The sequence below is a fragment of the Flagellimonas algicida genome (assembly GCF_049629585.1).
Lineage (GTDB): Bacteria > Bacteroidota > Bacteroidia > Flavobacteriales > Flavobacteriaceae > Flagellimonas.
Map to the genome: position 1 here is coordinate 844048 of NZ_JBMYIX010000001.1, position 21855 is coordinate 865902.

The following is a 21855-nucleotide window of genomic DNA, read 5'->3' on the forward strand; positions in this document are numbered from 1 at the left end:
ATGGCCAAGATTTCCATTCTGATATTGGCAGCCGGAGCCTCTTCGCGAATGAAGGGCAAGGCCAAACAATTGCTCCCATGGAAAGACACCACATTGTTAGGGCACGCCATAGTGCAAGCAAAAAAAGTGTCGGATTCCGTCACTGTGGTATATGGTGCCAATTCGGAACAGATCAAGAGTGCTATTCCCAATACAGTCGAATCCATCCAAAATTCCGATTGGGAGTTGGGAATGGGAAGTTCCATCTCCAAAGGTGTGCAACATATTTTGAAAGAGAATCCCTCCCCGGATGGAATTTTGATCACGTTGGTGGACCAACCCCTGCTGGACGCCCCTTACCTGAACCAACTCAAAAGTGGGTTTGAAAAGGACCTATCGAAGATTACAGCCACGGCTTATGGAGAGAAAGTTGGAGCACCCGCCATTTTCCCCAAACATCTATTTTTGGAACTTACCCAATTGAGTGGGGATTTTGGGGCAAGACAAATTATCAATGCCCATAAAAAACAAATCTCTGTCCTTCAACCAGAAGGAAAGGAAATTGATATTGACACCATAGAAACCTATAACCAGTTAACCAAAACCACACCATGAGAATCAAAAGCATAGCTTTGTCTTTAGCGTTTTTCACCACTCTTTTAACCATTAATGCGCAAGAAATGGGATTTGAGGAATACAACCCAAAGTCTACTTTAGTGGTTCCTGAACACCCTGTGGAGCGGGCCAAATTCACCTTTATCGATGTACATAGCCATCAGTTCCGTATGGGGTCCCAAGATTTGTCAACCTTGGTAAGAGATATGGATAAACTCAATGAGGGCATTATGGTGAATCTGAGCGGGGGTTCTGGAGAAGAGCTGAAAGCCAAATTGCGAAATGTAAACCAACACTATCCCAATCGGTTTGCTGTTTTTGCCAACGTGGACTTTAGCGGAGTGGGAACTCCCGATTGGGGAGAACGAGCCTCATCACAACTGGAAGAAGATGTGAAAAGTGGCGCCAAAGGTTTAAAGGTGTACAAAAGTTTAGGACTCAGAAACAACGATATCAATGGCAATCGGATTGCCGTGGATGATCCACGATTGGACCCCATTTGGGCAAAATGCGCCGAGTTGGGAATCCCTGTATTGATTCATTCAGCGGACCCAAAGTCATTCTGGGACCCTATGGACAGTAACAATGAAAGATGGCTGGAGCTAAAGACCCACCCCAGAAGGAAACGCTCCGCAACAGACCCAGCCCCGTGGCAACAGATTATTGACGAACAGCATCGGATGTTCAAAAAACATCCGAAAACCAAGTTCATTAATGCGCACATGGGATGGTACGCCAATGATTTGGACAAATTGGAGGCCTGTATGGAAGAAATGCCCAATATGTATGTGGGTATTGGAGCCATTATTGCCGAGTTGGGGCGACAACCCAAACGGGCACGGGCATTTTTCATAAAATACCAAGACCGGATACTATTTGGAAAGGATAGTTGGAAACCTGAAGAGTTCCCCACCTATTTTAGGGTTTTGGAAACCGCCGATGAGTATTTTCCCTATTATAAAAAATACCACGCCTTTTGGGCCATGTATGGTCTGGACTTGCCAGATGAAGTCCTAAAGAAAGTATACTACAAGAATGCATTGGGGCTCATCCCCGGTTTGGATAAGTCACTATTCAAAGAATAGTCTATTTTCTTGGGGCTCTTTTATTGATACGAAGTCCCTCGGTATCCAAATCCTGAAAAATTCCACATGACACTTGTCTTTTGACCAATGTCCTGGATTTTTTTCGTTTGGTCAATGCTTCTATTTCCCTATTCAAAAATTGCATCGAAGTTGTTTTTTGTGTTTAACGGAATCCTATCGAATTTATTTTCTGGCACTCAAGGGGTTTCCATTTTTTTGGTGATATATTCCAAAGCGCCCATCCAGCTCATCTTTAAAATAAGGCAGGCCGTAGGCAGATTATCTTCTTCAATGGCGCGTAGGATTGCCTCGTTCTGCTGCTTCATTCCTGCATAAAAAGTAGGGTCTTTGACCAAGCCTTGCTCATAAAAACGCAATCTGAGTTTTAAATTGTCCAAGGTTTGCAATAGAATGGTGTTAGGACAATTCTGAACCAACAAATGATGAAATACAAACCGAAGGTTTAAACATTTAACAGGGTCCCTTTCAGTATCGAACAAATGCAAAGTTTGCTGTAACGATTCCACGGAGTTTACCGTAAAAATGGAATCTTCCAAGGCCATCACCTCAAGTTGTGCTATGGTTTCATATAGATTCTTGGCTTCCTCTTCACTCAATTGGGCAACCACAAAACCTCTATTTCGAACAGCCTTGATTACCCCGGCATAGGCCAATTGACTCAAAGCTTCCCGAATTGGGGTAACACTTATTCCAATATCTCGGGACAGTTGGGCTAAATTAATAGTTTTACCCACTTCCAACGCTCCATTTTGGATTTGGACAAGGAGGTGGTTTTTCACTGTATCCCGAAGGGCACCAATTGGATTCATATCCCTAAAATACAAATCCTTAGCTTAACCCTTCTAAATTAGTCAATGAAGAATCGATTAACTTTCGTCCAAGTAAGTACCTAAATTGCCCAATGCACTATCCCAGAATTTTTCATAGAATTTCATCCACTCTGAAACTTGTTTGAGCGGTTGCACATCGGCCAAACAAAACCGCTCCCTGCCCTTTGTGGTAATATCCACCAAGCCAGCATCTTCCAAGGTTTTGATATGCTTGGTTACCCCTTGACGGCTCATGCTGAACTGACCACAAATCTGTGTAATGGATAGGGCAGAGGTTGCAATGACCAAGGCGTGAAATATTTCACGCCTTGTTGGGTCGGCAATGGCCTTGAGGATTTTTGTAATGTTATCTTGCATGTACCTCTTCCATTAAAAATGATACAAGATCGTTTACACAGTGGTCCCAACCTGAATTGAAACTATTGAAGAATGTGACGGCAGAACTTTCAGGGTAGTTTGAGATACCGGAATGTTCGAGACATAGTTTTGTCCCGCCTTTGATTTCCTGTAGCTCCCAACGTACCACGGTATCAACATTGGTATCCATCACAACCCATGTGTAGATTAAAATGTAGGGATCCGCACTTTTCACTTCACCGGTAATTTGGGTACAGTCCGCTTCTCCACTGGACTGAAAAGTATATTTAAAGCCTTTTTCGGCTTTAAAATCTGTTTTCAGAAACCATTTGGAGATCTCTTCTGCTTTGGTAATGGCATCCCAGACTTTTTGAATGGGATGGGCAAATACATGCTCTTTTTTAATTACATCATTCATATCTATCGCTTTTTGATTATATTCATGCAACTTATTGGTTGCTAATTTACGAAAGTTTTTAAAACAAGCAACTTTTTGGTTGCATATTTTGATTATACAATGAATTCATCAGGATACTCAGGAACCCCGCTAGCCAAAAAACTAGGTATTAAAGAAGACTTTTCCGTTTTGGTACTTAAAGCCCCGGAACAATATTGGCATCTCTTTACTGACCTTCCAAATAACTTGAACATAGAACAGGGCTTTGGAAGGGGCAAAATGGATTTCATCCATCTTTTTATCACTACCCAAGAGGAAATGATTCTACAATCCGAGCATTGCAAAGAACATCTAAAGCCCAACGGTAGTTTGTGGGTGAGTTGGCCCAAGGGAACCTCCAAAATCCAAACAGATCTCAATAGAGAGCGTATTCGTGAGCATTTACTTTCCATCGGTCTTGTGGATACTAAAGTTGCGGCTATCGATGAAGACTGGAGCGGGTTGAAATTTGTCTACCGCCTTAAAGACCGTAAATGACCCTATCTCCACTATAATTCATATTTTTTTCACATTTCTTTTAGAACTGACCTACAGGCTTTTAGTTATATTACACTACTAAACCGACTAAACTGTTACACATGGGACATTACTACAAAGTCTACGCTCTATTATTTTTATTTTTCACCTTAACTTTTACTTCCAAAGCCCAAAAACCAGAGCCATCCCCATATGCGGGACTGGAGTTTCGAAATCTGGGACCTGCACTCACATCGGGCCGTATTGCCGATATTGCCATACACCCCAACAATGAAAACACATGGTATGTTGCCGTGGGATCGGGCAATGTATGGAAGACCACGAACGCTGGGGTCACATGGACCCCAATTTTCGACAAAGAATCCAGTTATTCCATTGGATGCGTTACCATAGACCCCAACAACCCTAGCACGGTTTGGGTTGGTACTGGGGAAAATGTAGGTGGAAGACACGTAGGGTTTGGCGATGGTGTTTATGTAAGCCATGACGAAGGCAAAACATGGACCAATATGGGACTGAAGACTTCAGAACATATTTCCAAAATCATTGTACACCCTGAAAACTCGGATATTGTTTGGGTCGCTGCCCAAGGGCCTTTATGGTCAAAAGGAGGGGAGAGGGGCCTCTACAAGACCACAGATGGCGGTAAAACCTGGAACAGAACCTTGGGCAACAGTGAATGGACCGGTGCTACGGACCTTATTATGGACCCCACCAATCCCGATGTACTCTATGCTGCCACTTGGGACCGTCACAGAACGGTTGCCGCCTATATGGGTGGTGGCCCTGGGTCAGGTATCCATAAAAGTACGGATGGAGGGGAAAGCTGGACCCAACTCAAAAGTGGTATTCCCACTTCCAATTTGGGGAAAATTGGCTTGGCCATTTCCCAGTTTGACAATGAAACCATCTATGCGGCCATTGAGTTGGACCGAAAAAAAGGAGGGGTATTCATGTCAGCAAACGGCGGAGCTTCGTGGACCAAACAGTCCGACGCGGTTTCCGGTGGAACGGGACCCCACTACTATCAAGAACTCTATACTTCGCCGCATCAAGAAGGGCGATTGTACCTAATGAGCTATATCGTTTTGATTTCGGATGACCACGGTAAAACATTCCGACCAATGAACGAAGACAAAAAGCATGTGGACAGTCACGCCATTGCGTTTAAGCCCTCGGACCCGGATTATGTGCTATTTGGAACCGATGGTGGTCTCTATGAATCCTATGATGACACCCAGACATGGCGTTTCTTTGCCAACCTGCCCGTGACCCAATACTATAAAATTGCGGTTGATGATGCCAAACCTTTCTACAATGTCTTTGGGGGCACCCAAGACAATGGTTCCCATGGCGGACCTTCGCGCACCAAGAGCAAGGCGGGTATCCTAAATTCAGACTGGTGGATCACTTTGGGGGCCGATGGGCACCAATCAGCCACGGAACCGGGAAATCCGGACATCACCTATGGTGAATTCCAACAAGGTTGGTTATGGAGAATAGACCAGACCAACGGGGAAATTGTATTCATACAGCCCCAGCCCAGAGCAGGGGAACCCTCTGAACGTTTCAACTGGGATTCCCCCATTTTGGTGAGTCCACACAAACCGGAACGTTTGTATTTTGCTTCGTACCGCGTATGGAAATCAGAAAATAGGGGAGACGACTGGACCCCTATTTCGGAAGACCTCACCCGGAACGAGGAGCGGTTACCATTACCCATCATGGGGCGCCAACAGAGTTGGGACAATCCGTGGGATGTCGGGGCCATGTCCAACTACAATACCATTACCTCGCTAGCTGAATCTCCATTACAAGAGGGTCTTATTTATGCCGGAACCGATGACGGGATACTGCAAGTCACTGAAAATGGTGGTGATACTTGGAAAAAAATCATGTTGGGCAACATCAAAGGGGTGCCCAATAGAGCCTTTGTCAACGACGTCCGTGCCGATTTGCACGACGCAAACACGGTTTATTTGGTGCTCGACAATCACAAGGAAGGGGATTTTAAACCCTACTTATTAAAAAGTACCGATAAAGGAAACACTTGGACCTTCATCAACGGAAACTTGCCCAAACGATTGGTTACGTGGAGAATCGTCCAAGACCACAAAAAGAAAGGGATGTTGTTTGCCGCAACGGAGTTCGGCATCTATTTCACCAACAACGGTGGAAGCAGTTGGACCAAATTGGATGGGGGAGTCCCTACCATTTCCTTTAGGGATGTCACCATTCAGCGCCGGGAAGATGATCTTGTGGGCGGTTCCTTTGGAAGGGGCATCTTTATTTTGGATGATATTTCGCCTTTACGGGATTTTGACCCCTCAGTCAAAACTCCCACGTTGTTCAAGGTGAAACCTGCCTATTGGTATATTGAAAAAGATGAGGTGTATGGCCAAGGGCATTCCGAGTATGCGGCCAAAAATCCATCTTTCGGGGCAACTTTCACCTACTATCTTCCCGAAAAACTTAAGTCATTGAAGGAAATCCGTACCGAAAAGGAAAAAGAGCTCAACAAGCAAAAGAGCAATGTTCCGTTCCCAGGATGGGATCAACTGGCACAGGAAACCACTCAAGAAGAGCCTGCATTGGTCCTTTTGATCAAGGATGGTTCCGGCAAAGTGGTAAATACAGTGTCCGGAACCAATAAAAAAGGGTTTAATCGGGTAGCATGGGACCTTTCCTATGCATCTAGAGGGGGGATTTCCTTGGAGAGTCCCCAAGGTGGTGATGAAGACTACTTTGCAGTTCCATACTTAGCTACGCCCGGCACCTATTCCGTGGAATTATACCAGCGTGTTGATGGAGAACTGAAACCACTGTCCAATCCGCAAACTTTTGAAGTAAAGGCTTTGGGCAAAGGAGCCTTGCCTTCCAAGCCGATTGCCGAAATAGATGCCTTTAGAAACCAATTCCAACAGTTTCAACAAGATCTTACGGCCACCAATACGGTGTTAAGCAAAAGTATCAGCCTAGTGAATGCCATGAAACGCGCCATGGATGAGGCCGTGAATCCCAATGCAGCATTATCCTCAAGAATCCATGCGGCCAAAATGCAGTTACTGGAATTGAATCAACAAATGAATGGAAACCCTGCGAAAAATGAGATAGGGGAGAGCAATCCGCCTACACCTGGGGATGGCAATTTTGTGGGTATGGTGGCACTGGCCAATACCTATGGCCCGACCGGGAACCACAAAGCCGCCCTAAAAAGGGCTGATGACCAATTGCAGGGAATCAAGAAACAATTGTCCACCTTGGTCCAAAATACCTTGCCTTCCTTGGAAGCCGACTTAAAAACAGCAGGCGCTCCATGGATCGAGGGACAAGGACTTATTGAAAACTAATCGAATTATGCCAACATCATCCATCCGTTCCTTCCTTTTATTGCTCTTGGTTGCTTTACCCACAACACTATTGGGACAATACACCGAAGCCGATTGGAAGGAGCGGGACAAATGGATGAAAACGGAATTCTTGCTGGACCTAATCGGGGTAGGGCAGGGCAACAAAGTGGCCGATATAGGATGCCATGAAGGTTACTTGAGCATGCATCTATCCAAAAAAGTAACCGAAAGTGGTCGAGTGTATGCGGTTGATGTCCGTTCTGACCGATTGGAAAAACTAAGGGAGAATGCCCATAAGCGAAGCTTGGGAAACATTGTGACCATTTTGGGAGACTATGACGATCCCAAACTGCCCGAAAGGGAGTTGGATATGATTTTTATTATGGATACCTACCATGAAATGGATGCCCATCAAAAAATACTCCAGCATGTAAAGTCGGCTCTGAAACCCGGTGGAAAAGTGATGGTTCTGGAAAAACTCAAGGATTGGGTACGTGGAAAATCCAGGGAAACGCAAGTGGCATCCCATTCACTGTCTGCCGACTATGTCCGGGAAGAACTGAAACAGGCCGGTTTCACGATCATTTCGGAAATCGAAAACCATGGGAAATGGGAACGTGAAGACGATAAACAAATGTGGGTCATTGTGGCGCAAAAGCCTTGACCCGCTTATAGACTACTGAGGTCTTCGGACATAGACATAACTGCGGATTCCCGGTAAATCATCTCCAATATCCTTGGTCAATTGATCTCCATCAATGGTAAGGGTACCCAAAAGGCTGCTTCCCTGCAGGACAACTTCGGTACCTGAGGAAGACCAGGCCCCAGTGGCCGCCACAGAGCCTGAACATTGGGCCACAAACTGCCCATTGGTAATGGCTGTGATGTTAATACCGGTTTGTTCAAAGGTCCATACCATATCTCCATCAATCAAAAGAGTACCCGAAATGCAATCCAGCTCATTCATTAAGTTGGTTGAAGAAGTGCCGTCCATATCAATATCCTGTGCCGAACTGACATTGACTTGGGCCAAATCCCATATGCCTATCACTTCTAGGTTAGCAGCACCAGTAGCAGCACCATCATCATTACTACAAGATAAAACGAGTATCCATGCAGCAATTCCCAAAAAGGTTTTGTAGATATTTTTCATGAGTTTTTAGATTGATATATCAAAATAACAGATTTCAAGAAAAAATATTTGAATGCTCCCTAACATTTTATCGATCTACACCCAATAAATGTACTAAAGTATTTCCAAGACCGTTTAAGCACCGTAACACCTTAACTTACACGACATGAACAGAACCATACAAAACATTGGAAAAATAGCTTTCATAGGTTTGGCCTTGCTTATTGCGCAATCTTGTAGCGATGATGCAAAACCGCCAAGTGACCAAGAACTGACCCAAGTAGAAGTACAGACCATTTTGACGTCTGACGAATTAACCAGTGTGGCTGATAATGCTTTGGCAGAACTCTTCGCCGATAATGGAGAGACCGCCAAAACGGCAAAAACAAACGAATGTTACAGTGCCGAGTATACCGAAACCGGTTTTACGGCCACTTTCAATAATTGTGTCCTGAACGGAACCGAAAATGTGAACGGAACCGTTGTTGCTACATATGACACCAGTGGGGAAGCTACCTCATTCAGTGTAGCGTATAGCGATTTTTACGTAGGCGATATCAAGATCAATGGAACCAGGAATTTCACAATGAGCGGTGATACCGAAGGAAATTCCATTTCATTCACAGTGACCAGCAATATCACCATTGAATTGGCTGATGGAAGCAGCATTGTTGAAACCGGCGACAAAACCTTCACATTCAGTTTTGGTGAGACCTTGGATAACTTCACTATTGGAATTTCGGGATCTTGGGCCATACAAGCCAATGGAAATACCTATTCCATCGAGACCAATGGCGTAGAAATCGATGCCCAATGTGGAAACTTCACCACAGGTACCATGATAGTTTCCAAGAATGGTCTTGTAGTGACTGTTGATTTTGGTGATGGCGAATGTGATGATAAAGCTACTGTAATCTACCCCAATGAAGTGACTGAGGAAATAACCATATAATCCATTCTTCAAAAAAAGATATCAAGCACCGATTAAATCGGTGCTTTTTTTGCCCTCAATCCAAAAGATCTTGGAGCTTCTACATTCAGTTTCGTTATATTTAGGGAAATCATTCGGCATATAATATGGTGGAAGGCCTAATACAACAGCAGAACCAATTTTTTGCTTCGCAACAAACAAAGGAGGTACATTTTAGGAAGCAATACCTAAAACGGCTGATGCAAGAGATCAAAGATTGTGAAGATGCCATTTGCGACGCGCTCTATGCCGATTTTAAAAAGCCGAAGTTTGAGGCCTTGGCCACCGAGACCCAATTGGTGCTCGCCGAGTTAAAATATGCTATTCAAAAATGTGCTACATGGAGTCGTCCAACCCCCGTGGAAACTTCTTGGACCAATTTCCCATCAAAAGATTGGATACAACCCGAACCTTATGGCAAAGTATTGATTATTTCTCCTTGGAACTATCCCTTTATGCTGGCATTGGCTCCGGCTGTAGGCGCCATAGCCGCTGGAAATACGGTAGTGCTAAAACCTTCGGAACTAAGTCCAAATACCTCAAAAATCATCGCCGATATCATTGGAAAAGTGTTCCCACCAGAGTATGTGGCCGTTGTTGAGGGTGGAGTGGGGGTTTCTCAGGAACTTTTGTCCAAAAAATGGGAATATATCTTCTTTACGGGGAGTACGCGTGTTGGGCAAATTGTGTATAAAAGCGCTGCCGAACATTTGACTCCCGTTACGTTGGAACTAGGTGGCAAAAATCCATGTATTGTGGATGAATCGGCCCATCTTAAACTGGCCGCAAAGCGCATTGCCTGGGGAAAGTTCATCAATGCGGGACAAACCTGCTTGGCCCCGGATTATATTCTAGTGCATGATAGTGTAAAAGACCAATTGGTGGGGGAATTAAAGCAGCAGATTCAAAAATTTTATGGAAAAGAGCCGGAAGCTTCCCCAGATTTTGCCCGAATGGCCACAACAAAGCATTATCAAGAACTCAAGGAAAGCCTAGACGGACAGAAGTTGCTCTTTGGTGGGAAATGCAACGATGCGGACCAATATATTTCCCCCACTTTGGTGGATGAACCCGATATGCAGGACACACTGATGAACGGGGAGATTTTCGGCCCAATATTACCCATAATATCTTATACCACCGAAGCTGATCTGGACCGATATATTTTAAGTCATCCCGAACCTCTGGCACTTTACGTATTTTCCAAGAAAAGTGCATTTCAGAAAAAAATCATGTCCCGATACCGTTTTGGGGGCGGTGCTATAAATGATACTGTCATCCATATCAGTAATAAGCAGCTACCCTTTGGCGGGGTAGGGCAATCGGGAATGGGAGGGTACCATGGCAAACACTCCTTCGACCTATTTTCCCATCACAAGGCCGTGGTAAAACGTGCCAATTGGTTGGATGTACCCCTCCGATACGCTCCGTATAAGATTCCCATACGCTGGATCAAGAAAATACGACACTTGTTTTAGAAATGTCAAGAATCCATAATTTTGAACACATATCGTTGAGCATCAAACAATTATTGCGATAATCAAACGTTAAACTATGGTAAGGTTTGGGTTTGTGTCGTATCTTTAGGTCACACATCTAATCTTGAGCAAATGAGCCCTAAAAACACAACCGCGAAGTACCGAGTTACCGTTTTGCTGGAGGTATCCAAAAACTCAGAACATGTATTGGCCAATGCCGTGGAAATGGCCAAGGCAATCAACGCAACCATTGATGTTCTACACGTTAAGCCCGCCATCGATGTGGTTAAGCGGGAAAGTCAGTTTTCCGCCTTGGACACCATCTACAAGGACGACCGAAAAACCCGTTCCAAGATGCAGCGTATAATCCAAGATATTCAGAAAGGGGAGGGGCTTCCCATTAACTATACCTTGGTGTACGGAAATGCGAAGAGTACCATTAAAGAACATCTTGACCAACAACATTTTGATATCATAGTATTGGGCAAACGTAGGTCAATGTTGGGGCTTTGGAACGATAGTCTTGCCGATTATGTGGTATCGGAAGCCAATACCAATGTATTGGTTATGGATGAAGATCATAAATTCCATACGTTCAAGGATTTGAATTTGGGCTTTTTTGGGAATGAGGTACAGAATAAAGGTCTGGAAATCATTAAGGATTTAAAACGCGACAGTGAAAAGCCCATGCGATTGTTCCGTATAAAGAAGCATGATACCGCATACCAACCCCAAAGTTTATGGCAAAAAACAGTTTCTTATGAATTTACTGAAGGTTCCAATGCCATGGATGGTCTGGTGAGTTATCTATCCCGGACCAACACAGAATTGTTATGCGTACCCAACAAGGCACAGGCCAGGCATTTGGTCCGGAAATCCAATGTGCCGATATTTGTGATGGCTTAAATAAAATAGGGGAAGTATTATTGGTTTCTCTTTCTTTATACATTTTCTATTTTACATAATGTAAATTATAGTACAAATGTCGTCATGTTGTATTTTAAGGGTTTCGCCATCCGTAAGCTATAATTTTCCATTATGTAAAATATCCCTCATGTGAGCGTTATTTATTGAAATTTGCAACAGGGTCATGTATAATTCCAATTCGGTGTGCTGCGCACCGTTAGTTTTCATTTACTCACGTGCTAATTATTTTACGGGTGTTCGTGAATGTGCAAGCACATTTGTACCTATAATTTGTCGTTATGTAAAATAGCCGCTCGGCCAACAGCACATTGCTTTCATAAAAAGTAAATGCCCTTGCATTTATTTTTATACGCAATTCTCAGCCACTTGGCCAGCGCCATTAAAAGCTCAGCTTTTCGTATTTGTTGAAACCTTTGGTTTAATTGAAAATCTGGAAAAGAAAAATTTCAGGAAAATATCATCAGCTTGTCGCAAAAGCTTAAAATTTAGCTAGCGCATAAATTTCTAAGCACTTGCTAACTTTCCCTTTTTTAAAATAGCTTTTAAAAAGTTGTATTCATGAAAATAAAACCTGTAATGAGATTCGCAATGATAAATGCGGTTCCAAAAATATATTTCCATTGGGGTTTAGTGATCAAAACGACCAGATAGATAACTATGAGCAGTAATCCAACCAAAGTTGGTCCGATGACATAAATCAATCCTCCATGGCCTGAGCTAGCAGAAATATCTGCCATTAAAGCAATTGAAATTGAAAAAATAATGGAGATAAAGATTAGAACAATGAATGTGATACTAACTTCATCAAAGCTCTTTACCGGTTTTTCTAAATTCATTTCTATTAAAATTATGCTATATTCTCCTATCTTTTTTCTTGATAAAAAAGAAACAAAAAATCAAGAAGAAAATATGCTTCCACGCGCTCTTTGTGTCTTAATAGCTTCGCTACTTGGGCGTTTACGCCCACACAGGGCCGAACGTAAAGAAAAGGTCTGGTAGACCTTTTTAGTGAAGGAGCCAGATGGCGCGTTGGTGGCAATGCTCCATTCTCCATCTCGCCGAAAAAAGTAATCATCCACTGGATAATCACTTTTTATCGCGTGTGCCCAGCCACAAATTCACCCCGACGCCGGCCCGCATTTTCTTCTGGCCTAACTCTACCTTTTTAAAATGGGAACAGTTCTTTATCATTCAAAATTTTGTTGAAATCAGGAATGTTTGGTTGTAAAGCTTCCTGACCTATGAATTTATTATATTCCTCATCTGAAATTCCATTTTTTAAGGCTTTAAATGCTTCACGCGCATCATATTTATCTGGATCTTCTTTAATATCTGCAATATTCTCGACTATTGTTCTCATTACATTTAAATGCGTTTTGTAATATGGTTTTGAACTATCTAAATATGAGTTCATTTTATCGATAATTCCTCTTGATGAGTATTTGAGTAAGTTTGGATTGTTAAGATATCGGGAGCATGTTCCAAGACACGAATACATATAGATAAGAATTGTATTTTGCACTTCTTCAGAATAGTAGTGCAATTTATCTCCAAAAAGCTGAAATAATTTTTCAGCCTGTTCCCTACTGCCATTGGTTATTTCTTTTTCAATTTTTAACACATATGATTTGATTATATGTTCCGAAACAACTGTTTCTAATTTTTCCATACCGAATTGAACAAATGTTCTTGCTGAATAATTATCTTCTTCCTCGGAGTTAAGATAAAAGGAAATAAATTTTTGATACAATAAGTCTATTTCATTTTGGTTCATTTTATCCAGTATATGTCTAATTATTTTCCTGGAATGAGCATCTGTTTGGAGTTTGGAGAAAACATCTTCAGCTTTACTACCGTAGAGTTCAGGATGCTTGTGTTCAACACTATTTATAACCATATTGACAAGTCTACATGCTATAATTGCTTTGTCTTCATTTATTTCTGATTTAGACCTAAGCTCTTTATTTGGGTGAACATAATTTCTATACTCCCGAATTACAGAGCTTAAATCTTTTGTTGTTTTTGAGATTAGGCCAACAGATTCTGATAAATCTATAAGTTCAATAAACTTCAACTTGCCAATTTTATTTTTTGTAGTTCCGCTTGGCGGATTATTAAGCAGAAATTCAAGAAGTAATGCTTCGATTATGGAACCTGATAAAACCAATACTGCCTTGAATGCTTTAGCCTCAAGGCAATTATTCATTTCGATGTAATCACGAATTAGAATCCTTTTAAAAATCTGATCTTGTATAAAATTGAAATCCTGATTCATTTTATAGTTTAAGGTTGTTTATTTTATAATCTCATGCCCTATCTGCAAAACATTTCTTTATTTGCTCGGTACTAACAGCTCTCTAATATCCACACCCAGAGCTTCTGCAATTTCTCGCAAAGTTTCAAGTGAGGGTTGCATCTCATTTGTACACCATCGGGAAACAGTAGTTCTGCTCTTCCCTACTTTTTCGGCCAGCCATTTATTGGTTCTATCCTGTTCTGCAAGGACTACTCTAATTCTATTGATTGGCTTTTTAGTGCTCATATGAATCGTTTTACGTTAAATCTGTAGCATTTTAAACAAACTTAGTTCTCTAATTCGCATTTAATTATTAACTTTAAACGATAATTGTATTCCATTTTAATTTAATTATGCATCGTTTTAATTAATTTTTTAATATTAAAACGTATCATATCTGTCATTTATGCTTTTTTCAACAATTAAATAACCAACTCCATGAATCCCAATGAAATTAACCTACTTCCCCTACTCTCCTACTTTGTAGAATGCCATGAGGGAGATTTGCTTTCTTTTACTAATTGGTTGGACAAGGCCGTTTATATGTTCCACTATCTTCCCACAGATGCTTTTTCAGAAACGGAGCGCCAAAATGTTTGTCATGTACTTATGGAGTTAAAAGAAGCTGTTTTAAAAATCCATCTTGAGCAAACTAATTGTGCTTAAAGCCCATTCCACACACATTTCTTCCCCTACTCCGCAGGCTCGACAAATAAGTGTTCCATTACATTTATAAAAGGAAGTTTTTAGCTCAACTTTTCTGGAAGCTTGGAAAAGTAAACTTTGCTTTTCAAAGCAAAGAAACATATGGGGGTTACAAATTACGTATAGCCCAGCTATGGAAATACTTATTACTATTCTCCTAGTGTTCTACATTCCGAATAGCTTTTCCCTCCCCTATTGTCAATGCCGTTAAAGCAATTGGAAGATTCTGGCTTTGTACCGTCATCACATCCTGCGGCAAACCACCAACCGTCCACGGATCGTTTCAAATACCAAAATGAAACGGTATTTTTTGAACCATCCTTCTCAACCACCTGTACCCGGTAATGCCCGCCATTGTTTGGTGCGGCCACCTGTGCTTGCTGACCGGGCGGTACCAAAATACGTTCAGAACGTTCCCCAGTCTCCAAATTGAAGAACTCACTGTTCCTGTTCACAAACTCTAAGGTCAATCCAGTATATCTTTTACAAGTCCCATCATTTGAATTGTACAAAACTCCCTTTGCCCAACCAGCTGGAGCTTCCTTTAGTGTTTTGGCCGTGGAATTTGGTTTAGAATTCAACGGTTGTGGATCGGTGACTTTTTTTGGGGTCTCGTAAAACTTCCTCTTGTCATAGACGTATTTGAGTTGGTTTATTTTTCCAGGAACCACCACAACTTCTTTGGTATCGGAATCATTGGCATGTATAAGCTCCAATTGCAGTTCTACCCCTGCTTGCAGATCGGTAGTTACCGTCTTGTTTTGTGCTGTTAGCGAAGAAGCTATTGTTTTGCCGTTGGATAGATTTTTAAAAGCATATCTAAAATCAATGGGGTTGCCCGCTTGGTCCACTACATCCAAATTGATTCTACCGTACGGATTCAGGGTAATACTATAGGGGTCGTAGCTCGAAATGTTATGATAGGAAATGGTAGCTTCGGATACCCTGAAAAAACTCAAATCGATAGATTCCTTGATATGAATCTTATAGTTACCCGGGGCTAACCGTATGTCTTCGGATTTGCTGGGTCCATCGTAAACCACATGGCCATCGGAAACCCTTGCAATGTTGATGTAAGGGGTTATGGGTTTACCCACACCGTCCATAATGGTAAACTTGTAGGGATGTGGGTAAAGGGTATAGCTGAACTTTCTAAGTTTTCCAGGCTCCAGGACAAAATCCTTGACCTCTCTAGGTGCCAAAATACGTTTTAAGTCTTCCAATCCCAGATATAGGGTATCACCCGCAGGGAGGTCCAAAATAACCGGTTGGGTGGTTTCATTCTTGGCTTCGGATATCTTGCCTAGGTACGTAGTGGATCTCTCGATTTTACTCCCTTTGGAAATAGTATAGCTAAAGGGCATAGGGTTTCCTTGTGGGTCAAACACTTCCAATTGAACTCTTCCATAAGGTTTTACCGTGATCTGGCGAATGGAATCTTTGCTTGCAGAATTGGGTTTTATGACCTGTTTTTGGCTGTCCGGTATTTTATAACTCCAAAGTATAATATCGCTTTTGGACACTTGGTCAGGACCCGTTTGCTGTGGGATTCTAAGGAGATAGGTGGTTGGTAGGAGCATGAATTCCTTGTTGCCATTGGCAATCCCCTCAAACTTTTTTCTGTTACTGTTGGTACCGGTCCACTGCTCAACTTTAATTTCTGCCGGAAACTCCTTCCCCACACCATCCCTAACCGAAAAGCGATGCGCATAGGTTACACAGGGAGGGCTTTTCCAAACTAAACCATGGTCAGCCGCAGCATTGACTATCTTTTCCTTGTAGTAGAGAAGACCGGCACCAAAGGTGTTTTTGTTCATGAGGAAATCTTTTCGGTCTTCCCGAGAAAAGCGGGAGCTACATTCCACGTTCCGCATTTGCTTTTGGACTCTGGTCTTCAGGGTGTCGATGTAGTCATAAATGCTACGCTTCAACACTTTTCGCTGATAATGCTGCTGGTATACATGTTGATTGACCCGCAAATATTCATCCAGTTCGCCGATGGATTCTCTCATGAGCTGCTGTTCATGGTTGGCCCAAACGCCCAACAATCTAAAAATAAGGGTACTAACCCCTGCCCTGGCCCTGGAATACTGTACCTTGGTGGCATTGCCCGAACCGACCAAGGTCTTGAAATGCTCATTCAAGACTAAGGCATCTATACCAGATTTAAGGCTCGCATACACATTGGACCAGTTTTGGCTGCCGGTAATTTCTGTGACAGCATCAGTACCCCCATCTCGCTTGGCCACCTTGACCACGTTATTGAGAACGGTAAGATTGGCATCCGCTTTGTTCAGCAATTGTACTAATTTGTCACCTGTCTTTTTGGGTAACGGACCACTACCATTCTTGATATGGTCATAGATGGAGGGAATATCTGCAAGCAGCGAGGCAAACTGGGCTATGCCTTCCTTTACTATTAGTCTATTTTGCAGCTTGTTTTTAAACTCCTCGTTTGCTATTGTGGTCTCTGCATAGGTTTCAAAAATTTGTGTGGAAGCATAGATGCTGTAATACAGTAGATTTTGATATACCCTTAAGTCATCTTCTAGATTGTAGAGTTTGTGGTGGTACTCCCGTAAACTTTGGCAGGTCTGTTCCCCACACTCGTCGTTTACATCGAGCGGGTTTGAAGCATCCAGATCGGCAGCTATGGATTTTAAGGTGTTGAGTTCGATGTAATATCTGGCGTCCAACGTAATGCTGTCGGTTGGAATGGTTTTATGAAGTTTGGCGCTATGAGCGCTGATACTTATGGTGAAAAAAGTATACACTGCCAGATTGAAAATAATCGGACTTTTATGCATCAGTCCAACAAGCTTGATGAGTTTCTCCATGGTAAAATTGCTTTTGACCATAGCGAATTCAAAAAAAGAGAAGTTCTGGAATTTAAAGCTTTGAGGTTGGCAAATATGGTTTTGGCCTACAGCAACTTACAAAAAAAATACAAATATCAGCCATTGCAGAGCACACAATACATGTTCCCGCCCATAAAAAGAAACTCGGTCCAAGAACCCAATTGCGCACTTGCCCAACTCCTAAAAAAGAGTGGTATGATCAATTTTTGCTCACTGCTTGAAAGTAGGCTTCCGAATTACCGTTCTTAACGCCTACGGCAACCCCTCCTTGCAGAGACCACCCACGCTCTAAATAATTCCGGACCATTTTTTCCAGTTCATCTTTTTCTGTGTGATGTAAAATTTCATACCCCATGATTATAACTTTTAATTGTTTCTCTATGAAATGACAAATAATTGATTTCCAACATTATCTTATTCATCCAACCTGGCAAAAAACCGCCTTCGGATAGACCTTGGGGTTTCCCCAAAATAATCTTGCCACCAATTGCCCGTACCCAAAGGTCTAGGTGGGTCATTAGGCTTGCGCCATGCCAACGATTCCCTAAAAGCATGGTGGGTATGCAAGCGCATAAATTCTCCCAGATACATATCGGCCACCCGGGTATTGCCCTTGACCACCACCATGTTTTCATCGTTTTTGATGGTCGAGGCCTCACTAAAATTTGCGGAACCCGCCACTACAATGGGTGAATCCGACAAGGGGTCAATCAGCATAAACTTGTTATGCACGTAACGCACGTGGAAATTCAATGTGGTCAATTTCTCCTTGAGCCAACCATCGATTTTATGGGTTCGGACAAAATTGCCCACGGCAAACACATTTTCCTTTTTGTTTCTAAGGAGCTGCATCTTCAGTTCCTCGGCGGTTTTGTCTGCTGGGTCACGGAAACCCCGGGTGAGTTTGTCCAACAGGGCGACCCTGAACGGTGCCTGTCCATTTTCGTAAACATCCTTGAACACGTCGTTCATCCCAAAAGCAAACGTCATAAAAAGCCCTTCTTGGGCATTTTTGGCCAATTGTGCGTACCAATCCAACGCATCGATGGTTTTTCTGGGACTGAACACCACATGGGTGCCGTCGGTCAGGTTATTGACAGGAAGCGGTGAAAGGGCCTCCACCCGTTGCTTAAGGGTACTGCTCTTTTCCGGTTTTTCCACCAGGGCATCCCAATACAGTTTGAATTTTTGGGCCACGGCCTCATCCTCTACCACATGGGCCACATTGGAATGTCCATAAATGCCCCCTTCCGAAAAATTGGTGCCCCCGGTCCAGACCGATTTCGCCACGCCGTTGGTCACTTTTACGATAAACTTGTTGTGTGAGATATAGGATTTTGGACTGGTCCTTTCAAACGCGAAGGGATGGGTGTCCAACCCAAAAGTGACCATGGCCTCTTGGTTTTTAATTTTTGGGCTGTCCTTGCGGGCATCGTACACAAATTTTACCACTACTCCCCTATCAATGGCGTTTTTGATGAGCAACAACACCTTGTCATAATAAAATTCGTAGGCGGCAATGTAGAGTTCGTCCGTTCCGGGCGTACAACTGTTGATGTAGCTCTCCAAGGCCTCGTACAACCCTCGCGACAGCCACTCAAAAGCCTTGTCGTTGGGCACATCTTCCGGTCTTTGGTCCCCAAAACGGCGCACATATTCCTGTGAGGCTGCGATACCCCTGTTGAAATAGACATCTTGGTCGCCATTTTCGGGGCTCTCGGTGGTAATGTCCACCGAAACAGAACTGAAGTCCTGCAGATTGGCCGGGGTACCTTTCAAGGCCGTGACCGTGTAGGTATAGGTAAGTCCCGGTTTGGCCGAATAATCGGACCATTGGAACCCTTGAATGGGCTGCTTGCTGGTCTCGTACATGGATCCTGGTGGAAATCCCGGGTCGGTCTCTGGAAAGACCTTCATGCCCTTTAAATAAAAGGCCTCGTTCTCCGAAGGGCTCTCGCGGTGTATGGAAAAGCCCATAAGCCCCCCGCACTGGTTCTGGGGCAAGTGCCACCCCATCATCACCACATAGGTGCCAGATATCACGTTCAGTTTAAAGCCGTTGTTGGTGCCCGATTTTCTCATGACGGTTGTTTTTTGATGACCAAATAGATGTTCGGGGGAAAAATCAAGAAGGCTATCCTGACTCTTTAAAGATAAAAAATGTTTGCCGGAACGGATTGCAGAAAAACCTTAGAAATGTTGGGGGTTTTATCAAGTGTATCTTTCAGGTAAAGTCAAAAAAATACCCTAAAAGTATTATGATAAACTAGGATTGATAACAAACTTTCAATTTTTAGGTAGAAAAATTTTTATGCTTTTACCATATACTTTTATAGAACAAAACAATGTTTCTATATGTTTGAAATGCATCCCTAAAATTTTCGATTGCTTGTAAATCTGATATTGACTAGTTTTAAGCCATCCCGAATCGAAAAATCATCCAAAATGAGCTTAAATCCAGATGACCTACACCCCCTCCTCGCCTACTTTGAAGAATGCCACGAGGGCAATCTCCTTTCCTTTGCCCAATGGCTGGACAAGGCCGTTTACATGTTCCACTACCTGTCCATAGATGCCTTTTCAGAATTGGAACGGCAGAACACCTGCCACGTACTCATGGAACTTAAGGAGGCTGTTCTAAAAATCCATGGTGCATAAAACAAAAAACGCCTTACCCAAAAGAATAAGACGTTGTAACTATGCGGTGTTGTCTTCTAAAGTATTTCAACCAATTCCAGATCAAACACCAAGTCTTGCCCGGCCAAAGGATGGTTCCCGTCCAAGATAATGTCATCGGCTTCCACCTTTGCCACTCGGAACTGCTGTTGCTGTCCATCGGCATTGGAGCCTACCAAGCCCATTCCCACTTCGGGTTTGATATCTTCGGGCAATTGGGATTTGGATATTTTTTGAAAAAGCGATTCATTGACCTCTCCATAGGCCTCTTCCTTGGCTATGGTTATGGTTTTCTTTTCATTCACGGCCATATCAATAAGTCCCTTTTCAAACCCGGGGATAAGCTGACCTTGTCCCAAGGCCACTTCCAAAGGTTCCCTTTGCAACGAGCTGTCAAAAATTTGCCCATTGGTCAGTTTTCCGGTATAATGGACTTTTACCGTGTCGTTCTCTTTTACTTTACTCATAATTTTGGTTTACAGTTTTATAATCAAAACGTTGCAAATATATGAGGTATAAAATGGTTGAACGAAGAAGTTGGGCATTGGTTTGTCCAAATGGGTTCTGCCCATCCCAATTCACACCCTACCTTGCGTATTTCCCCTGTGCATAAGCGGCCAAAATACCACTGTTGGGGGTCTTACAGTTTTGGGGGAAATCAAAGAAATAGATACACTTGGGCAGACCATTCTCAAAAACAATCCGCACAGAGCCCGCACTGCTGCCACTGAATCCCCGAAACCGATAGTTGGCCCTGAGCTCCCTGGGCCTCCCCTGTCCGTCCTCAGAAGTGCTTACCCCGGAAATGCTCCCCGCCTCAAACCGGTTAAAGGCCCATGTCCTGGCCTGATCGGCAACGAGGTCTTCCACTAATTCTCCCAAATCCTGCGCTCCCGTAGGACCTCCCGACTCCTTCATCAAAGTATATTTACTGGCACCTTTCATCCGAATGGCAGGCTCGTTCAAAGCAAAGCGTTTCAGGTTTTCCTCAAAACGGCGCAAACCGGCACTGTTACAGGGATTCAAGGAAAAAATCTGTGCCATATCGTTTTGTAGCCCCTTCGCCCTGTGTACCATGTCCAGCGAATTCCCCATGGCATTGGGGTCGGTCATCATGGTCAAAGTAGTGCGTAGTGCATCGTCGCTTTGAATTTTTTCCACGACCAGTTTGGCGTGGTACAGATCGCGGCGTGCATACAAGCCAGTTCCCACCAGCTCCCAATCTATACAGACCCGGCTGGTCTCTATTCCGTATCCGTTGGTGGTTACCTGTTCCCTTGCACAGACCCATTTCATGATTTCCACCTTATCCGCTGGCAACGCACTGGGGCATTGGGCGCCAAAGGTTTTGAGATACTCCCCAAAGATGGTGGGAAACATCACATCTTCCCTTTTGATGTCCACACTTTCAAAATGACCCCGAAAAATGTAATCGTAAAATTCGGCAAAGTACAATCCATCGGTATTGAACACCAAAGACTGTCCGTCCAAATTGGGTTCATCTTCTGTTTTTGGAAGGAATGAGGTAAGGCTTATCCATAAAAAAAATAGGGTCAACAATGGAAAAAAGGCAATCTTGTTCCGCATTTCAATATATTTTTGGGCTACAACAAATAGGTGTCTGGGGGAGTCCATAAATATA

At 43.1% G+C, this 21855-nt stretch carries 22 protein-coding genes; 10 read left to right on the top strand and 12 right to left on the bottom strand.

Going from position 1 to position 21855, the window contains the following annotated elements:
• Together ACPD8L_RS03755 and ACPD8L_RS03760 are read left to right on the top strand one after the other, a co-directional pair.
• Positions 1–594, top strand: a complete 594-nt coding sequence (locus tag ACPD8L_RS03755) for a nucleotidyltransferase family protein (protein WP_423941978.1) — start codon at positions 1–3, stop codon at positions 592–594.
• The gene (locus ACPD8L_RS03760; protein WP_423941981.1) at positions 591–1679 is read left to right on the top strand and encodes an amidohydrolase family protein; all 1089 of its coding nucleotides are present in this window, start codon (positions 591–593) and stop codon (positions 1677–1679) included. Before ACPD8L_RS03755 ends, ACPD8L_RS03760 begins: the two co-directional genes overlap by 4 nt.
• Before the next feature lies 1 nt (position 1680).
• Here ACPD8L_RS03760 and ACPD8L_RS03765 read toward each other — a convergent pair whose 3' ends face one another.
• Genes ACPD8L_RS03765 through ACPD8L_RS03780 form a run of 4 tightly spaced genes read right to left on the bottom strand, consistent with a single transcriptional unit; the run spans position 1681 to position 3305 of the window.
• The gene (locus ACPD8L_RS03765; RefSeq protein ID WP_293300605.1) at positions 1681–1824 is read right to left on the bottom strand and encodes a hypothetical protein; all 144 of its coding nucleotides are present in this window, start codon (positions 1822–1824) and stop codon (positions 1681–1683) included.
• 52 nt (positions 1825–1876) lie between these two features.
• A complete protein-coding gene (locus ACPD8L_RS03770; RefSeq protein WP_421809401.1) occupies positions 1877–2509 on the bottom strand; it encodes a GntR family transcriptional regulator in 633 nt (210 codons plus the stop codon).
• A gap of 57 nt (positions 2510–2566) precedes the next feature.
• Positions 2567–2887: an ArsR/SmtB family transcription factor gene (locus ACPD8L_RS03775; RefSeq protein WP_421809402.1), complete on the bottom strand. Its 321-nt coding sequence runs from the start codon at positions 2885–2887 to the stop codon at positions 2567–2569.
• Positions 2877–3305: an SRPBCC family protein gene (locus ACPD8L_RS03780; protein WP_423941984.1), complete on the bottom strand. Its 429-nt coding sequence runs from the start codon at positions 3303–3305 to the stop codon at positions 2877–2879. The genes ACPD8L_RS03775 and ACPD8L_RS03780 overlap by 11 nt, the downstream gene beginning before the upstream one ends.
• 99 nt (positions 3306–3404) lie before the next feature.
• On the opposite strand from ACPD8L_RS03780, the gene ACPD8L_RS03785 reads away from it, so the two are divergent.
• From ACPD8L_RS03785 to ACPD8L_RS03795, 3 genes are all read left to right on the top strand, one after another.
• Positions 3405–3821, top strand: coding sequence for a DUF3052 domain-containing protein (locus ACPD8L_RS03785; RefSeq protein ID WP_421809403.1), 417 nt, complete (start codon positions 3405–3407; stop codon positions 3819–3821).
• 101 nt (positions 3822–3922) lie between these two features.
• Positions 3923–7171, top strand: a complete 3249-nt coding sequence (locus ACPD8L_RS03790; protein ID WP_423941988.1) for a WD40/YVTN/BNR-like repeat-containing protein — start codon at positions 3923–3925, stop codon at positions 7169–7171.
• 7 nt (positions 7172–7178) lie between these two features.
• Positions 7179–7835, top strand: a complete 657-nt coding sequence (locus ACPD8L_RS03795) for a class I SAM-dependent methyltransferase (protein ID WP_423941991.1) — start codon at positions 7179–7181, stop codon at positions 7833–7835.
• A gap of 12 nt (positions 7836–7847) precedes the next feature.
• Here the strand turns inward: ACPD8L_RS03795 and ACPD8L_RS03800 are convergent, their stop codons facing one another.
• Complete coding sequence (locus ACPD8L_RS03800) at positions 7848–8324, bottom strand: hypothetical protein (RefSeq protein ID WP_423941994.1); 477 nt, start codon at positions 8322–8324, stop codon at positions 7848–7850.
• Positions 8325–8469: 145 nt separating this feature from the next.
• Between ACPD8L_RS03800 and ACPD8L_RS03805 the strand changes: the two genes are divergently transcribed.
• From ACPD8L_RS03805 to ACPD8L_RS03815, 3 genes are all read left to right on the top strand, one after another.
• The gene (locus tag ACPD8L_RS03805; protein ID WP_423941995.1) at positions 8470–9255 is read left to right on the top strand and encodes a hypothetical protein; all 786 of its coding nucleotides are present in this window, start codon (positions 8470–8472) and stop codon (positions 9253–9255) included.
• Between the two features lie 125 nt (positions 9256–9380).
• A complete protein-coding gene (locus tag ACPD8L_RS03810) occupies positions 9381–10751 on the top strand; it encodes an aldehyde dehydrogenase (protein ID WP_423941998.1) in 1371 nt (456 codons plus the stop codon).
• Positions 10752–10883: 132 nt separating this feature from the next.
• The gene (locus ACPD8L_RS03815; protein WP_423942000.1) at positions 10884–11657 is read left to right on the top strand and encodes a universal stress protein; all 774 of its coding nucleotides are present in this window, start codon (positions 10884–10886) and stop codon (positions 11655–11657) included.
• 563 nt (positions 11658–12220) lie between these two features.
• Here ACPD8L_RS03815 and ACPD8L_RS03820 read toward each other — a convergent pair.
• The 3 genes from ACPD8L_RS03820 to ACPD8L_RS03830 all read right to left on the bottom strand — a co-directional run bounded on the left by ACPD8L_RS03820 (position 12221) and on the right by ACPD8L_RS03830 (position 14220).
• Positions 12221–12514, bottom strand: coding sequence for a hypothetical protein (locus ACPD8L_RS03820; RefSeq protein WP_119645484.1), 294 nt, complete (start codon positions 12512–12514; stop codon positions 12221–12223).
• Between the two features lie 329 nt (positions 12515–12843).
• Positions 12844–13953, bottom strand: coding sequence for a hypothetical protein (locus tag ACPD8L_RS03825; RefSeq protein ID WP_127020417.1), 1110 nt, complete (start codon positions 13951–13953; stop codon positions 12844–12846).
• Positions 13954–14010: 57 nt separating this feature from the next.
• Complete coding sequence (locus tag ACPD8L_RS03830) at positions 14011–14220, bottom strand: helix-turn-helix transcriptional regulator (RefSeq protein ID WP_127020419.1); 210 nt, start codon at positions 14218–14220, stop codon at positions 14011–14013.
• A gap of 192 nt (positions 14221–14412) precedes the next feature.
• Here ACPD8L_RS03830 and ACPD8L_RS03835 point away from each other — a divergent pair, with 192 nt between their 5' ends.
• On the top strand, positions 14413–14640 hold the full coding sequence (locus ACPD8L_RS03835; protein ID WP_423942004.1) for a hypothetical protein: 228 nt from the start codon (positions 14413–14415) through the stop codon (positions 14638–14640).
• A gap of 188 nt (positions 14641–14828) precedes the next feature.
• Here ACPD8L_RS03835 and ACPD8L_RS03840 read toward each other — a convergent pair whose 3' ends face one another.
• Positions 14829–17516, bottom strand: coding sequence for a hypothetical protein (locus tag ACPD8L_RS03840; protein ID WP_423942007.1), 2688 nt, complete (start codon positions 17514–17516; stop codon positions 14829–14831).
• Between the two features lie 435 nt (positions 17517–17951).
• Complete coding sequence (locus tag ACPD8L_RS03845) at positions 17952–19619, bottom strand: phospholipase D-like domain-containing protein (protein ID WP_423942010.1); 1668 nt, start codon at positions 19617–19619, stop codon at positions 17952–17954.
• 363 nt (positions 19620–19982) lie between these two features.
• On the opposite strand from ACPD8L_RS03845, the gene ACPD8L_RS03850 reads away from it, so the two are divergent.
• A complete protein-coding gene (locus ACPD8L_RS03850) occupies positions 19983–20195 on the top strand; it encodes a hypothetical protein (protein ID WP_423942013.1) in 213 nt (70 codons plus the stop codon).
• A 56-nt stretch (positions 20196–20251) separates the two neighbouring features.
• On the opposite strand, the gene ACPD8L_RS03855 is transcribed toward ACPD8L_RS03850, so the two are convergent.
• Positions 20252–20680: an FKBP-type peptidyl-prolyl cis-trans isomerase gene (locus ACPD8L_RS03855; RefSeq protein ID WP_421809439.1), complete on the bottom strand. Its 429-nt coding sequence runs from the start codon at positions 20678–20680 to the stop codon at positions 20252–20254.
• Positions 20681–20798: 118 nt separating this feature from the next.
• Positions 20799–21800, bottom strand: coding sequence for a hypothetical protein (locus ACPD8L_RS03860; RefSeq protein WP_423942016.1), 1002 nt, complete (start codon positions 21798–21800; stop codon positions 20799–20801).
• Between the last annotated feature and the right edge of the window lie 55 nt (positions 21801–21855).

Excerpts from the sequence above, each read along its gene's own strand:
- ACPD8L_RS03770 (WP_421809401.1), bottom strand. The coding sequence starts at position 2,509 with ATGAATCCAATTGGTGCCCTTCGGGATACAGTGAAAAACCACCTCCTT.
- ACPD8L_RS03840 (WP_423942007.1), bottom strand. The coding sequence starts at position 17,516 with ATGGAGAAACTCATCAAGCTTGTTGGACTGATGCATAAAAGTCCGATT.
- ACPD8L_RS03800 (WP_423941994.1), bottom strand. The coding sequence starts at position 8,324 with ATGAAAAATATCTACAAAACCTTTTTGGGAATTGCTGCATGGATACTC.
- ACPD8L_RS03785 (WP_421809403.1), top strand. The coding sequence starts at position 3,405 with ATGAATTCATCAGGATACTCAGGAACCCCGCTAGCCAAAAAACTAGGT.
- ACPD8L_RS03805 (WP_423941995.1), top strand. The coding sequence starts at position 8,470 with ATGAACAGAACCATACAAAACATTGGAAAAATAGCTTTCATAGGTTTG.
- ACPD8L_RS03790 (WP_423941988.1), top strand. The coding sequence starts at position 3,923 with ATGGGACATTACTACAAAGTCTACGCTCTATTATTTTTATTTTTCACC.
- ACPD8L_RS03810 (WP_423941998.1), top strand. The coding sequence starts at position 9,381 with ATGGTGGAAGGCCTAATACAACAGCAGAACCAATTTTTTGCTTCGCAA.
- ACPD8L_RS03760 (WP_423941981.1), top strand. The coding sequence starts at position 591 with ATGAGAATCAAAAGCATAGCTTTGTCTTTAGCGTTTTTCACCACTCTT.
- ACPD8L_RS03835 (WP_423942004.1), top strand. The coding sequence starts at position 14,413 with ATGAATCCCAATGAAATTAACCTACTTCCCCTACTCTCCTACTTTGTA.
- ACPD8L_RS03820 (WP_119645484.1), bottom strand. The coding sequence starts at position 12,514 with ATGAATTTAGAAAAACCGGTAAAGAGCTTTGATGAAGTTAGTATCACA.
- ACPD8L_RS03765 (WP_293300605.1), bottom strand. The coding sequence starts at position 1,824 with ATGCAATTTTTGAATAGGGAAATAGAAGCATTGACCAAACGAAAAAAA.
- ACPD8L_RS03795 (WP_423941991.1), top strand. The coding sequence starts at position 7,179 with ATGCCAACATCATCCATCCGTTCCTTCCTTTTATTGCTCTTGGTTGCT.
- ACPD8L_RS03755 (WP_423941978.1), top strand. The coding sequence starts at position 1 with ATGGCCAAGATTTCCATTCTGATATTGGCAGCCGGAGCCTCTTCGCGA.
- ACPD8L_RS03830 (WP_127020419.1), bottom strand. The coding sequence starts at position 14,220 with ATGAGCACTAAAAAGCCAATCAATAGAATTAGAGTAGTCCTTGCAGAA.
- ACPD8L_RS03825 (WP_127020417.1), bottom strand. The coding sequence starts at position 13,953 with ATGAATCAGGATTTCAATTTTATACAAGATCAGATTTTTAAAAGGATT.
- ACPD8L_RS03815 (WP_423942000.1), top strand. The coding sequence starts at position 10,884 with ATGAGCCCTAAAAACACAACCGCGAAGTACCGAGTTACCGTTTTGCTG.
- ACPD8L_RS03850 (WP_423942013.1), top strand. The coding sequence starts at position 19,983 with ATGAGCTTAAATCCAGATGACCTACACCCCCTCCTCGCCTACTTTGAA.
- ACPD8L_RS03855 (WP_421809439.1), bottom strand. The coding sequence starts at position 20,680 with ATGAGTAAAGTAAAAGAGAACGACACGGTAAAAGTCCATTATACCGGA.
- ACPD8L_RS03775 (WP_421809402.1), bottom strand. The coding sequence starts at position 2,887 with ATGCAAGATAACATTACAAAAATCCTCAAGGCCATTGCCGACCCAACA.
- ACPD8L_RS03780 (WP_423941984.1), bottom strand. The coding sequence starts at position 3,305 with ATGAATGATGTAATTAAAAAAGAGCATGTATTTGCCCATCCCATTCAA.
- ACPD8L_RS03845 (WP_423942010.1), bottom strand. The coding sequence starts at position 19,619 with ATGAGAAAATCGGGCACCAACAACGGCTTTAAACTGAACGTGATATCT.
- ACPD8L_RS03860 (WP_423942016.1), bottom strand. The coding sequence starts at position 21,800 with ATGCGGAACAAGATTGCCTTTTTTCCATTGTTGACCCTATTTTTTTTA.